Annotated in this window: 12 protein-coding genes and 1 tRNA gene; 3 read left to right on the top strand and 10 right to left on the bottom strand. The window is 67.1% G+C overall.

All coding sequences use genetic code 11. The features are described from left to right. Nucleotides 1–103: 103 nt before the first annotated feature. Nucleotides 104–1,285, top strand: coding sequence for a glycoside hydrolase family 3 N-terminal domain-containing protein (locus tag G6N43_RS27285; RefSeq protein WP_083157289.1), 1,182 nt, complete (start codon nt 104–106; stop codon nt 1,283–1,285). A gap of 124 nt (nt 1,286–1,409) precedes the next feature. After that, complete coding sequence (locus G6N43_RS27280) at nt 1,410–2,549, top strand: NAD(P)/FAD-dependent oxidoreductase (RefSeq protein WP_083157288.1); 1,140 nt, start codon at nt 1,410–1,412, stop codon at nt 2,547–2,549. Here G6N43_RS27280 and G6N43_RS27275 read toward each other — a convergent pair. From G6N43_RS27275 to G6N43_RS27230, 10 genes are all read right to left on the bottom strand, one after another. Further along, nucleotides 2,527–3,516: a magnesium transporter CorA family protein gene (locus G6N43_RS27275; protein ID WP_083157280.1), complete on the bottom strand. Its 990-nt coding sequence runs from the start codon at nt 3,514–3,516 to the stop codon at nt 2,527–2,529. The two genes, G6N43_RS27280 and G6N43_RS27275, sit on opposite strands and share 23 nt — an antisense overlap. Continuing rightward, entirely contained in the window at nt 3,513–4,265 is a 753-nt protein-coding gene (mddA, locus tag G6N43_RS27270) for a methanethiol S-methyltransferase (protein WP_083157279.1), read from the bottom strand. The genes G6N43_RS27275 and mddA overlap by 4 nt, the downstream gene beginning before the upstream one ends. Nucleotides 4,266–4,313: 48 nt before the next feature. Continuing rightward, nucleotides 4,314–5,900 (bottom strand): HD domain-containing phosphohydrolase, encoded by a 1,587-nt coding sequence (locus G6N43_RS27265; protein ID WP_083157278.1) that lies wholly within the window; start codon nt 5,898–5,900, stop codon nt 4,314–4,316. 8 nt (nt 5,901–5,908) lie between these two features. Further along, complete coding sequence (locus G6N43_RS27260; protein WP_179967933.1) at nt 5,909–6,655, bottom strand: hypothetical protein; 747 nt, start codon at nt 6,653–6,655, stop codon at nt 5,909–5,911. Between the two features lie 123 nt (nt 6,656–6,778). Next, nucleotides 6,779–7,372 carry a TetR/AcrR family transcriptional regulator gene (locus G6N43_RS27255; RefSeq protein WP_083157277.1) on the bottom strand — a complete coding sequence of 198 codons (594 nt, stop codon included), beginning with the start codon at nt 7,370–7,372 and terminating at the stop codon, nt 6,779–6,781. Between the two features lie 9 nt (nt 7,373–7,381). Continuing rightward, complete coding sequence (locus G6N43_RS27250; protein ID WP_083157276.1) at nt 7,382–8,080, bottom strand: crotonase/enoyl-CoA hydratase family protein; 699 nt, start codon at nt 8,078–8,080, stop codon at nt 7,382–7,384. Nucleotides 8,081–8,255: 175 nt separating this feature from the next. After that, nucleotides 8,256–9,152 carry a DUF8453 domain-containing protein gene (locus tag G6N43_RS27245; RefSeq protein WP_179967932.1) on the bottom strand — a complete coding sequence of 299 codons (897 nt, stop codon included), beginning with the start codon at nt 9,150–9,152 and terminating at the stop codon, nt 8,256–8,258. 154 nt (nt 9,153–9,306) lie between these two features. Further along, entirely contained in the window at nt 9,307–10,461 is a 1,155-nt protein-coding gene (locus tag G6N43_RS27240; protein ID WP_163658227.1) for a DUF4352 domain-containing protein, read from the bottom strand. Between the two features lie 111 nt (nt 10,462–10,572). Further along, nucleotides 10,573–11,283: an MBL fold metallo-hydrolase gene (locus G6N43_RS27235; RefSeq protein WP_083157274.1), complete on the bottom strand. Its 711-nt coding sequence runs from the start codon at nt 11,281–11,283 to the stop codon at nt 10,573–10,575. A 21-nt stretch (nt 11,284–11,304) separates the two neighbouring features. Further along, nucleotides 11,305–12,168, bottom strand: a complete 864-nt coding sequence (locus tag G6N43_RS27230; protein WP_083157273.1) for an NYN domain-containing protein — start codon at nt 12,166–12,168, stop codon at nt 11,305–11,307. A gap of 141 nt (nt 12,169–12,309) precedes the next feature. On the opposite strand from G6N43_RS27230, the gene G6N43_RS27225 reads away from it, so the two are divergent. Beyond that, nucleotides 12,310–12,382: transfer RNA gene (locus G6N43_RS27225), tRNA-Thr, on the top strand. Nucleotides 12,383–12,385 lie beyond the last annotated feature (3 nt).

Genomic DNA, 12,385 nt, shown 5'->3' with positions numbered 1-12,385 from the left:
TATTCGCATATTGCGATCAGGTGTGGGTGTCGAAGTTTCCGCGCCGGGTAACTTCGTGCCCATGCCACGTGCCTCGAATGTCCTGAGCAGCGTCAAGCAGAGGATGGGGTCGTCCCGCTGGATGCCCATCGCGTTTGTGCTGCTCGCCGTGGCTCTGTTGGCTGTCGCGGTGGTGTGGGTTGTGAAACCCCGGCTGTCCGGGCCGACGACGCCGCCGTCGAACGAGGCGTCGCCGCCGCCGTCGGCTGCACCCACTCCGCCGTCGTGCAACGACGCCGAGGCCTTGGTCAACACCATGTCGACCCGCGACAAGCTCGCCCAGCTCCTGATGGTCGGGGTGACCGGCGCCGACGACGCTCGCGCCGTCGTGGCCGACCACCACGTCGGCGGCATCATGATCGGCAGCTGGACCGACCTGTCGATGCTGCAGGACGGCTCCCTGCGCGAGATCGTCGCGTCCTCCGGTCCGCTGCCGCTGGCGGTCAGCACCGATGAGGAAGGCGGCCGGGTGCAACGACTGTCGAGCATCATCGGGTCGCAGCCGACGCCGCGCGAACTCGCCGCCACCAGCTCACCCGAGGAGGTGTACAACATCGCGCTGCAGCGTGGTCTGGCGATGAAAGAGCTTGGTGTCACAGTCGATTTCGCCCCCGTCGTCGACGTCACCGACGCCCCTGACGACACCGTGATCGGCGATCGGTCCTTCGGCGCGGACCCGCAGACCGTGACCACCTACGCCGGTGAGTACGCGCGCGGGCTGCGTGAAGCCGGCGTGCTGCCCGTGCTCAAACACTTCCCCGGCCACGGACACGGCTCCGGCGATTCGCACACCGGCGGCGTGAGCACCCCGCCGCTCGAGCAGCTGAAGGCCGACGACCTCATCCCGTACCAGACGCTCACCACACAGCACCCCGTCGCCGTCATGCTCGGACACCTCCAGGTGCCGGGGCTGACCGGCACCGACCCCGCCAGCCTGGCCAAACCCGCCTACGACCTGCTGCGATCCGGGGCCTATGGCGGGCCGCCGTTCACCGGGCTGGTGTACACCGACGACCTGTCCAGCATGGCCGCGGTCAACGAGCGCTACAGCGTCCCCGAAGCGGTGTTGCGCGCCCTGCAGGCCGGCGCCGACGTCGCGCTGTGGATCACCACCGACGAGGTGCCCGCGGTCTTGGATTCGCTTGAGCAGGCGGTCAACTCGGGTCAGCTGAGCATGGACCGCGTCAACGAATCGGTTCGGCGGGTAGCGGCGTCGAAGAGCGCGAACCCGACCTGCGGCGGCTAGCGGTCGTTTGCCGCGCCGCGATAGCGGCAACCCCCAGACCATGCTGGGAAAGCGACGGTCGGGCAAAAGTGACAAAAGCCTGACAAGCGACGTGTCGCGCTCCGCGCAGTGGTACCCAGGAGATGTGGCGGCAGCAGGCTTCATCGCCATCGGGAGTGGGCCCGCGGGGCTGAGCGCGGCGGAGACGTTCCGCAGCAAACACCCCGGCATCCCCGTGCGCATCCTCACCGGCGACCCCGCGCTGCCCTACGCCAAGCCTCCGCTGAGCAAGGGCTTCCTGTGCGATCGCGAGGACAAGCGCGACCTGCACAGCGCCGGGTGGTTCGACCACCACAAGATCGAACTCATCCGCGGCATCACCGTCGACCGCATCGACACCGACGACCAGGAGGTCATCACCGCCGGCGGCCAGCGGTATCCCTACTGGCATCTCGTCATCGCGTCGGGCGCCACACCGGTCAAGCCGGATATCCCCGGCGCCTCAACGGCACTGAGCCTGCGGTCGTTCGCCGACGCCGTCGCGCTGAAAATGGCCGCCCGCTATGCGGAGTCGGCCGTCGTCATCGGGGCGGGCCTGATCGGCTGTGAGGCCGCCGCCTGTCTCGCCGCCCGCGGCGTGGAGACCGCGCTGGTGGCCGCGGAAGCCGTTCCCGTGCAACGGCGTTTCGGTCCCGAGGCTGGTGAGCGCGTGCTGAAGATCCTGTCCGACAACGGCGTCGGGTTCGTCGGCGAGACCACCGTCACCGAGATCCGTGACACGGGTGTGGTGTTCGACGATGGGACGGAGGTCAAAGCGGACCTCGTCGTCCTGGCGACCGGCGTGCGTCCGGACATCCGACTGGCCGAGTCGGCGGGATTGGAGACCAGCGATGGGCGCATCGTCGTCGACGAGCACATGCGCGCGTCGGCGCGCAACGTCTATGCCGCGGGCGATGTGGCGCTCGCTCACAACGTGACAGCGCGGCGACGCATCCGGTCCGAGCATTGGCGCGACGCCGCGGTTCAGGGTCTGGTCGCCGGACTCGCGGCCGCAGGCATCGACGCCGCATGGGATCAGATTCCCGGATTCTCCTGCACTATCGGCGATTCCGTCCTCAAGTACCGCGGCTGGGGCGGTTACGACACCTGCCGACTGGTCGACCACCACGGCGGGTTCACCGTCTGGCACGAGGCCGACGGTGACGTGGTCGGCGTGCTGACCCTCAACACCGACGCGGACCTGTTGCGGGTCGACGAACTGCTCAGAGCCAATCCCGTCGCTTGAACATCCAGTACAGGACGATCACGATCAGCACGATGATCGCCGTACTGGTCACGAACCCGCCGAAGGTGTCGATGCCCGGGTACAACACATTCTGGCCGTAGAAACCGGTGATCGCCGTCGGGACCGCGATGATCGCGGCCCACCCGGTGAGCTTCTTCATCACCGTGTTCAGCCGCGCGTCCTGCAGCGACAGGTTGGTCTCGAACACCGTTGTGACCATGTCCCGCAACGATTCTGTCCACTCCGAGGCACGTAACACGTGGTCGTAGAGGTCGGCGTACAGCGGGTCGAGCTCGGGGGAGGTCTTGGCGTCCAGCCTGCGGTGCTGAATCGAGTTGACGACCTCGCGCATCGGCAGCACGACTCGGCGCAGCTCGACGAGATCCTTGCGCAGGCTGAACGTCTTGCGCTGTATACCCTTTCGAGTGTTGTTGGCGAACAGATCGTCCTCGATCGCCTCGATGCCGTCGTCGAGCGCCTGCACCGCGTCGAAGTGACTGTCGACCACGACGTCGAGCAGTCCGTGCACCAGCGCACCCACCCCGAACTCCTGGCCGCCGAGCTCGTCGAACCGCTCCGAGACGGCGTCGATGTCGAAGTGCGGCGACAACCGCACCGTGATCAATCCGCGTGGCAACACGAACCCGGAGATCCGGTGGATGTCGAGAATCGACGCGGCGTCGTCCTCGGGCAGCGGATCCTTCACCGCGACGCTGTAGACGGTGAAGAAGGTGTGCGTGCGGTAGACGACCGCCTTGGTCCGCTCGGCCTCGGCGAGCGCGTCCTCGACCGCCCACGTGTCGAGTTCGAGTTCGTTCGCCAGGTCCTTGAGGATCGCGTGGTTGGGGTCGTAGATGTCGCACCAGACCAACGTGCCGTCGTCAGTGAGGCAGTCCGAGATCGACGAGAACTCGAAGCCGTCCTGGGGCTTGCCGTGGCGCCACACCCGGCCTCGAACCTCGGTCACCTCACCATGATGTCAGTGTCTCGCTTGTGTAGACCCGGGATCAGCATCGGCACTCGCTTCCGGTACTCGGCATAGTGCGTGCCCAAAGCCGCCATCAGGTCGTGCTCCTCGATCTGCAACGCGAGCAGGATGTATCCCGTCATCGTCGCCGCGAACAGCAGATGGCCCGCGGTCATCGTCGGGGCGGCCCAGAAGGCGATGATGAAGCCCAGCATCAACGGGTGGCGCACCACGCGGTAGAACAGCGTCGTCCGGAAACCGGTCTCGACGGCAGGCCGCGATCGCCATGCGGCGAACACCTGCTTCAGCCCGAACAACTCGAAGTGGTTGATCATGAACGTCGCCGCCAGCACGATCGCCCAGCCCAGCCAGAACAGCGTCCACACCGCAAGCCGCGCCGGCTGCCACGTCACGTCCCACACCACCGAGGGCAACTCGCGCCATTGCCAAAACATTAGGGCGAGAACGAGACTCGCGATCAGCACGAATGTGCTGCGCTCGATGGGTTCCGGCACGATGCGCGTCCACCAGCGTTTGAACGCCGGCCGGGCCATGACGCTGTGCTGCAGCGCGAACAGCGTCACCAACACGATGTCGATGAGTACCGCCCACCCCACGGGAGCGGTGCCGGCGCTGTCGACGCTGCGTGGCACGAGCAGCCCGCCGACAAACCCGATCAGGTACAGAAAGGCAACAAGGAACAGGGTGTAACTGAAGATGCCGTAGACCACGGCGAGATATCGGTTCATGGTTCGACTCTTCACCTCAGGCGGCCCCCGGCGCGTGAGGCGAATGCCTCAACTCTCGGCGACCAGGCCGTGTTCGAGGGCGTACATGCTGGCTCCGATCCGGTTCGAGACGCCGATCTTGGTGTAGGTGCGCTCGACGTGATTGCGGACCGTCTTCTCGCTGAGCACCAGTTTGGCCGCGATCTCCTTGTTGCTGGCGCCCTGCGCCACCAGGCGGAGCACCTCGACCTCGCGTGCGGTCAGCCCGTGTGGCCGCGCCTTCGGCCGGCCCGGCGCCTGCCCGGAGGCGTAGAGCACGGCGTCGGCGGCCACCGAGTCCAGTTCGCCGTCGCGGACGCGTTCCCGCAGCCGACGCGCCGCGCCCGCCGGCCCGAGCGCCTCGCGGTAGGGCCGGGGTTCGAGCGCGCTCTGGTAGCTGACCGCGCAGGCCAACAACCGGTCAGGCATCGTCAACTGACGCGCGGACAAGCCGCGCGGATAGCCGGAGCCGTCGAGGCATTCGTGGTGGTTGGTGGCGACGGCCGCGACGTCCTTCAGGCCAGCTACCCGCGACAGGATGCGCTCCGACAGGTACGGGTGAAGGCGCATCCGCTCGAACTCGGCCATCGTCAAAGCGCTTGACTTGGACCAGATCTGGTTCGACACGCCGATGCGGCCGATGTCGTGTACGCATGCCGCCCTGCGGATCAGGGTGACCGCCTCGTCGTCCAGACCGACGGTGACCGCCGCGTCGGCGGCCAGCTGTGCGACCGCGCGCGAATGGCCGAGGGTGAACGGGCATTTGAGGTCGACGAAATCGCCGAGCGCGACCAGCAGTACGTCCAGCGATGGCCCGTCCAGGCGGGTGTTGCGGTCGGGTGCGTGCTGCAGCGCGGTGGCCCACACGTCACCGGCGGACGGGACCGCGAGTATGTGCGACGGGTCGGCGACGAACGCGTCGACCACCGCGGGATCGAACTGCCCGCCCCGGCGGCTGCGGGCCATCGCGACCGCGCCCTCGATCCCGTACTCGCGCTGGTGCACCTCGACCATGTCGGCGAGTTGGGCCACCCGCATCTCGATCGGGATCGCATCGCCCGACGCCCCGTCGGGCAGTCCGCCACCGTCGTAGCGTTCGAAGGTGAACCGCAACGCCGTCTGCACGTCGTCGGACAGCCCGATCCGTTCGGCCAGCAGCGCCGCCGACGTGCAGTGCGAGTGGATGAGCTGCGAAATGTGTCCTCGCGCATTGGCATACAGCGTCGCGGCGATCTTCAGTCGCGTCAGCAGTGACTCGCCCCGGCCGATGTTGGTCAGCAGGAAACGCTGATAGGGCAGCCCGGACCAGTCGACGAGATACGAGCCGCGTCTTACCGCGATGTCGTCGCCGAACCAGCGGGCGTACTCGTGGGAGTCGGCATGGCAGCCGATCCACATGATCAGCGTCGCGTAGTAGATGCAATCGCGCTGCGATGCAGTGAGTCCCAGCCGGTCGGCGATCCGCGTCGCGATCAGCGAGGACCGCAGCATGTGTTCGGCGGGCTGCCCCAGCCCGAGGTCGATCGCGACCGACAGCGCCGCCAGCACTTCCGCACGCGTCGGAAGGTCTGGCGGCGCCTGCCCGGAGGCCATCTGCCGATTCTGCAGGGTGGTCATCGGTTTGGTCAGCTGGATATGTCAAGACGGTGGCCGTCGCGGTGCCTGGTCACGTCGAACGCCTCGAAACGGCCCTGCGCGACGACGCAGATGCCGCGCTGGGGCAATTGGAAGTCGGCGAGGTTGCCCTGGACGGGATGCGGGCCGATGGGCCCGAGATCCTCACCCTTGACGACGGCGCTCGAGTCGGCGACGGCCCAGACCCGTCGCGGTGCGATCCGGAACTCCTGGCCGTTGGGCAGGTTGCCGGTCAGGTTGATCTTCCCGATACCCAGCAGCGGGCCCACGATCCGACTGATCGCGGCGAGGGCTTTGCGACTCCTCGACACCGGCGCGGGCATCCGCGATCCGATGGCGCTCATCAGTCGCGTCGCCGGCGTCGTGGTGATGTCGACACGCCAATCCACCACTCCGTCAATGGAAATCGCGAGCGACCACGGTGTGACCCAGTGCGACGTGATGTCGCAGACGACCGGATCGACGGGGGTGGCGGAGCTGAAGTAGCGCGAGCAGCTCTGCGGGCCGGGTGTCGTCGCGTAGAACGTCCATACGCCATCCGGGGTGCGATGCCACACCGACAGATACGCGGGGGAGAACGACGTCTCGAGGAAGTCGCGGAACGCGAGGTAATGGCCGTTGGCGAAGGGCAGGCCCATGACGCCGAAGCCGACGACGCGTTCCTCGTCGCCGTCGGGGAGGGGCAGATTCTTGGACGCGGCCGCGGCCGCTTCGGGTGTAGTGGTCATGCGGGTCATCATTTGTCGGCGGCCCGAGCGGTCACATGGGGCAATTGCCCCAATCCTCTCTGCGGCGAGCAGACGCGCACACCCCCAATGTGGGTCAGATTTGGGGGTGTATGTGTCTGCTCGCCGGGGGGGTCAGACGGCCCGGAAGCCCTCCAACAGCGACCGCACACCCAACTTCCACCGCCGCTCGACCACCTGCCCCGACGGACCCAGCCACCGGCCCAGCTCCTGCACCGCCAGGCCCTGTGCCAACGCCAGCAGTACGTGCGCGATGTCGGCGACGTCGCCGGACAGCAGCCCCTCATCGACGCAGCGCTGTATCCGGCCGACGAAGACCTCGCGCACCGACGCGCCCGCCGCCAACTCGTCGGGCCCCGGCTCGAAGTCCATGAACGGCCGCGAGAACATCACCTGCGCCAGCCTGGGGTAGGCCCGGCAGAAGAGCCGGAACACGGGCACGAGCCGTTCCAGGTCGGCCAGCGGATCGTCGGTTGTCGGCACCTGCGCCAACTCGGCTCCGAGCAGCCGGAAGCCCTCGAAGAACATCGCGCGCACCAGGCCGGCCTTGTCGACGAACAGCTCGTAGACCGCGGGCACCGACGTCCCGGCGCGCTCGGCCACCCGCCGCGTCGTGAACCCGGCCACGCCCTCCTCGGCCAGCGTCGCGATCGCGACACCGAGCAGATGCTCGCGGAGTTCGGGCGTGCGTTGCTTGGCCCTGGGCACGTCAGCGGCCTAGCCGAGCGTGAATTCCGTTGCCAATCCGTCGATTCCGGCCCGGATTGCCTTCAACGCCGAATCGCGCGCCTTCAGCTTGGTCGCCACGTGCGCACCCGTGTGCAGCTTCGCGGCCTCGGCGGCGGCCTCCTGGGCGGTGGCGAGCACGGCGTCCTTTTCGACGATCGCGTCCAGCCAGCCCGCGGCGATCGCCTCGTCGCCTGAGTAGATCGACGCCAACGCCGCACCACGCTGGAACGCGGCGGGCGTCAACCGCATCCGCATGATCTCGATCGCGGCGATCGGGATCGTCATGCCGATGGCCACCTCGATCGCCTGGCACTTGGTCTTCGGCTGACCCACCCGATGGTCCCCCGATAGCAGCAAGAACGACCCCATCGCGATCGCCGAACCAGTCGCCGCCATGATCACCGGCGCCGGGAACGTCAGGCACCGCACCGCCAGCTCGAAGCCGCCGGTCAACATGCCCAGCGCCGCTTTCGCATCGCCGGACTGGAACACCGCGAGGTCGAACCCACCGCTGAACACCCGCTCGTTGCCCGCGATCACGACCGCCTTCGCGGAGTCCTTCTCGGCCCGGTCGAGGGCCTCGTTGATCGCGGCTTGCATGTCTGGACCCAGCACGTTGACCTTGCCGTCGTCCATGGTGATCGTCGCGACCGAATCATTGAGCTCGTAGCCAACTGTGCTGGTCATCGCCTCTCCTTTGAGTGCGCTGCGATTTCAGATCGATGTTACGTAACATCGTTACGAATTGGAAGGCCGCTTCCGAGTGGAGTAGTCGGCTACTCACGACGCCGATGGCGCACCGCTATAGCTTTTCACCAGGCCCGGCAGCGGAGGGGGCTGCCGGGCTTCGAAAACCTGGCGATCAGCCGAGATCTCGGCGGTGCCGCGGCGCTCCGTTGAGCACCTGGGTGTGGGCGTCGTCGTCCTCGTAGGCCGCGCCGTTCTCGCGGACGAGCACTGGCGGGTTGAACGGCATGTTGCGCGGCGGGGCGGCCTGGCCGTTGGGCGTGCCGACCTTGGCGGTGGCCAGGCGCTCGCGCATCTTGTCGGCGGCGTTGCGCACCCGGTTGATCTCGCTGCGCAGCACCTCTTCGCGACTCTCGCTGGCCGCATAGTGGTAGTAGGTCAGCAGGTTGCGCAGCAGTTCCAGCTTCTGCTTCTCCTGGCGCGCCAGGTCATGGGTGGTCAGCAGCTCGAGGCGTTCGACGGGATGCAGTGTCGCCCAGTCCAATACGGCCGCCGAGCGGAACTGACGACCGGCGCGTTTGGAGCCCTTGTTCGGCGGCTGGTCGGTATAGGTGACCGCGCCGTCGAATCGGGACGCGATGGCTTCGCCGAGTTCGCGGCGGTCGAGCGCGGAATCCCATACGATTCGCCACTCCTGCGACGGCGCCAGGTACGGGATCTCGGCCGGCAGGTTCAGCGGGACGATGTCGTAATAGCGGTCCTCGTACAGGTTTTCGTACTTACCGACGGTCGGCGGATGAGCCCATTCGAATCGGATGCCGTACGCCGGGGTCTGCCCGAAGTTCCGCACCACCAGCTCGACGAGATGCCAGTCGTTGGCGGCGGGCTCCATGTACATCGCCACGTTGGGCTGCATGAGTTCTTCGGCCTGCGCCCTGGCGCGCTGATATGCCCGCCACGCGTACACCAGCGCGGCGACGAGAACCATCACGGCCACCCAGGCGGCCAGTGCGGTCCACCCCGTGGCCGATACATCGGTCACGCTCAGAGACCGGAGTTCGACCGTTTCCACGCCCCGCTGTATATCACGGTCCAGCGGCTCTCACAGCACTCAAAATATTGTCGCGAGCGTCATTTGCTGTAAAACGCCAGGACGGTGGGTAAGCAGAGGCGAAAGTTCCTATCGAGGTTTGCAGCAAACCGTGCGGTATGGATGTCAGCAAACGTCAGGAGAGCGGAACCTCCGCGCCGGGAGTGGTGGGATCGGCGTGCAGCTCAATGGTTTCTGCCGGTGTGCCCTGCGGCACGTCGAACGCGAGGGAAACGTCGGCGGAGGCGCCCGGCGCGAGGTCTGCGAATGTCCCTTCGAGGTAGGCCGTCGCCTCGTCGTCCAATGCGAACGTCGTCCCTCCGGCGTGCAGCGTCTGGAACGAGCCGATGAACGTTGCCGGGTCGGTGCCGACGTTCGTCACGGTCATGTGCACGACGATGAACTCGCCGACCGCGGTCTTCTCGAGCGGCGCATCCGACATCACCACCGTCTCGCCGACCTCGATGCCGTGGACGGTGAACGACAGCGGGCCGTCGACGACGTCCCCGGTCGGGCCTACCGTCGTCGGCTCTGCGGTCGGCGTCTCCGTGGGCGTCTCCGATGGGGTCGACGTCTCCGTGGAAGTGGGGGACTCCTCGGTCGAGGTGCCCGGCGACGAGATCTCTATCTCGGGCTGATCCTTGATCACGAAACCGTAGATGGCCACGCCCGCCAGAATCACAAGCAGGACAGCAACTCCGATGCCGTACCACACAGCGAGGCCGCGGTTGCGACTCGGCGGTGGTGCCTCGGGTGCGTATTCACCGAACGTCGGCGCGGAGGGGTACGGGTCTGATTGTCGGGGAGCCGCCGGCGAGTCAGTGGGTGGCGCACCGAATGTCGGCGGTGGGCCGGATGGCGGCGGCGTCGAAGGCGGGACATCCGGCGCGATCCGCTGACTCACCGGGTCGGTCCGCTGCGTGAACGACTCGGGCGATGCCGCGGGTTCGTTCTCCGGGTCGGGTTTGCGGTGGGCGCCGACGCGCTCCTCGGCGGGTGCGGGCGGCAAGTTCACAATCGCGGTCGGCTGCTCACTCGCCGCGGGCTCGTCCGAGGCCGGTTCAGGTGGCAGGTTCACGACCGCGGTGGGCTGCTCGCTGGCGGCGGGCTCCGCGGGCGCGGCCGGCGGAGGCGTCGGCGTGGGTGGCGGAGGCGTGGGCGGGGGAGGCGTGGGCGGGGGAGGCGCTGCGGGGTACCGGTGTTCGGTCCAGGAACTGCCGTCCCAATACCGTTGACCGCCACTGCCGTCGGGATCGGGATACCAGCCAGCAGGCGTGGGCGGTGTCGTCATCGAGTCGAGTCCTCCGATCCCGCGCCCCTGAGGCGCTGGCCACGGAGAATAGCTCAGGTTCGACGAAACCCGACGTGTTTTACTGCGGCAAAATTCCAGGTCGCGCCGTGGTCAGGCGCCCATCAGCATGCGCCACTGATCCAGATTGCTCGCGCGGTAGACGTAGTTGGTGCGCCGAACCTCCGACAGCGAGGCGCTGGGTTCGATCGAATACCAGTGGCCGGGAAAGACCGTCGGATCGCCGGACAGCTGCGCCAGCGCCTGCAGACTGCGGAACATCGCGTCGACGTCACCGCCGGGGAAGTCGGTGCGGCCGCAGCCCTCCAGAAACAGCGTGTCGCCCGCGACGAGTCGACCGTCGAGCAGGAAGCACTGGCTGCCCGGCGTGTGGCCGGGCGTGTGCAGCAGCTCGATGTCGATGTCGCCGACCTTGACCACATCACCGTGCTCATGACCCGTCAGCTCGCTGCGCGCGATCCCGGTGACGCGTGAAACCCAGTCCAGCTCAAGGTTGTTCACGTGAACAGGCACACTGGTGCGCTCCAGCAGTTCGGCGAGGCCCTTCAGTTCGAAGCCAATCATCGAGCCGCCGACGTGGTCGGGATGGTGATGGCTGACGAGCACACCCGACAGGTGCATACCGTCGGCCTCCAACGTGTCGACCAGATCCCCTGCGGCATACGCCGGATCGACCACGACGCAGTCGCCGGTCTCGCGGTCGCCGATGAGGTAGGCGAAGTTGCGCATCTGCTGGGCGATCATGTCGCCGGCGGCGAAGTCTCGACCCGAGAGCAACTGGCGGAAGTACAGGCGGTCCGTCATGCACTAAGACTAAGCAGTCGCCTAGTTGCCCTGCGGACGCAGTCGCACCATGCGGGTGGTGCTGCTCTCGTCGAGCTCGGCCACGTCGCTGCGGGATCGCAGGAAATCGCTGAACGAACGGAACCCCAGCGACTTCTCCGAGAACGACGGGTCCATCCGCTTCATCTGCGCCTTGACCGCCGAGTTGTGCAGCCAGTCGGCGTCGTCTTTCTCGTGGCCGATCCGCAGCGCCCGTTCGAGCAGCGCCGTCGCTGTCGCCTGCGGGTCCGGCGAGTCCGGCTCCTGGGCACCCTCGTCCACCTTCTTGCGGGGCTTCTTCTTCGCCGGCTCGGCGACGGGCACCCCCGGCAACGCGTCGTAGGTGACGAACTCGTCGCACGCGGCGGTCAGCGACTTGCTGATCGACCCCGTGATTCCGATGCCGACGACGTAGCGGCCCAGCCGCTTGCAGCGCTGCGCCAGCGGGATGTAGTCGGAATCACCCGCCACGATGACGACGTGGGTGAGGTCGGGCAGCCGGAACATGTCCTCGACCGCGTCGACCGCCAACCGGATGTCGGCGCCGTTCTTGGCGTACGCCGCCGCAGGGAACAGCTGCACCAGGTCGACGGCCCGGCCGACCAGCTGTCCCTGGTATTCGGCGTTGACGTCGGCCGACCAGTCCGCATAGGCCCGCGTCAGCACCAGCGTGCCGAACGACGACGCGAAGTCGATGATCGCGCCGACGTCGACCATCGCCTCCGTCAGGCGTCCGGGCTTCTTGTGGAAACCGGCCGCCCGGTCCCGCTGGAAGGAGTTGCGACCGTGAATCTGGTCGTAGCGGGAGATGACGATGTTGTCGAAGTCGATATAGACAGCCACGCGTGGGGCGACGGGTTCGATCACATTGGCCCCTAACGTCACGACCTGAACTGCATGAAAGCCCGGTCTCAGCGAAGTGATAACCAGCGGTTTGGCGAGCCAAACGCCGAGAATGTACCCTCTTTAAGGCCCGCGGCACGGCTGGCGGGCCTCGGTGAAGTGCAGGCCCCCTTAGCTCAGTCGGTAGAGCGTTTCCATGGTAAGGAAAAGGTCAACGGTTCGATTCCGTTAGGGGGCTCGG

The organism is Mycolicibacterium moriokaense (assembly GCF_010726085.1).
Taxonomy (GTDB): Bacteria; Actinomycetota; Actinomycetes; order Mycobacteriales; family Mycobacteriaceae; genus Mycobacterium; species Mycobacterium moriokaense.
The sequence above is the reverse complement of the archived record's forward strand: the minus strand, read 5'-3'. Positions and strand labels throughout refer to the sequence as shown.

Coding starts and splice junctions, on each gene's coding strand:
- G6N43_RS27285 (WP_083157289.1), top strand. CDS start 104: ATGGGGTCGTCCCGCTGGATGCCCATCGCGTTTGTGCTGCTCGCCGTG.
- mddA (WP_083157279.1), bottom strand. CDS start 4,265: ATGAACCGATATCTCGCCGTGGTCTACGGCATCTTCAGTTACACCCTG.
- G6N43_RS27265 (WP_083157278.1), bottom strand. CDS start 5,900: ATGACCACCCTGCAGAATCGGCAGATGGCCTCCGGGCAGGCGCCGCCA.
- G6N43_RS27260 (WP_179967933.1), bottom strand. CDS start 6,655: ATGACCCGCATGACCACTACACCCGAAGCGGCCGCGGCCGCGTCCAAG.
- G6N43_RS27250 (WP_083157276.1), bottom strand. CDS start 8,080: ATGACCAGCACAGTTGGCTACGAGCTCAATGATTCGGTCGCGACGATC.
- G6N43_RS27240 (WP_163658227.1), bottom strand. CDS start 10,461: ATGACGACACCGCCCACGCCTGCTGGCTGGTATCCCGATCCCGACGGC.
- G6N43_RS27235 (WP_083157274.1), bottom strand. CDS start 11,283: ATGACGGACCGCCTGTACTTCCGCCAGTTGCTCTCGGGTCGAGACTTC.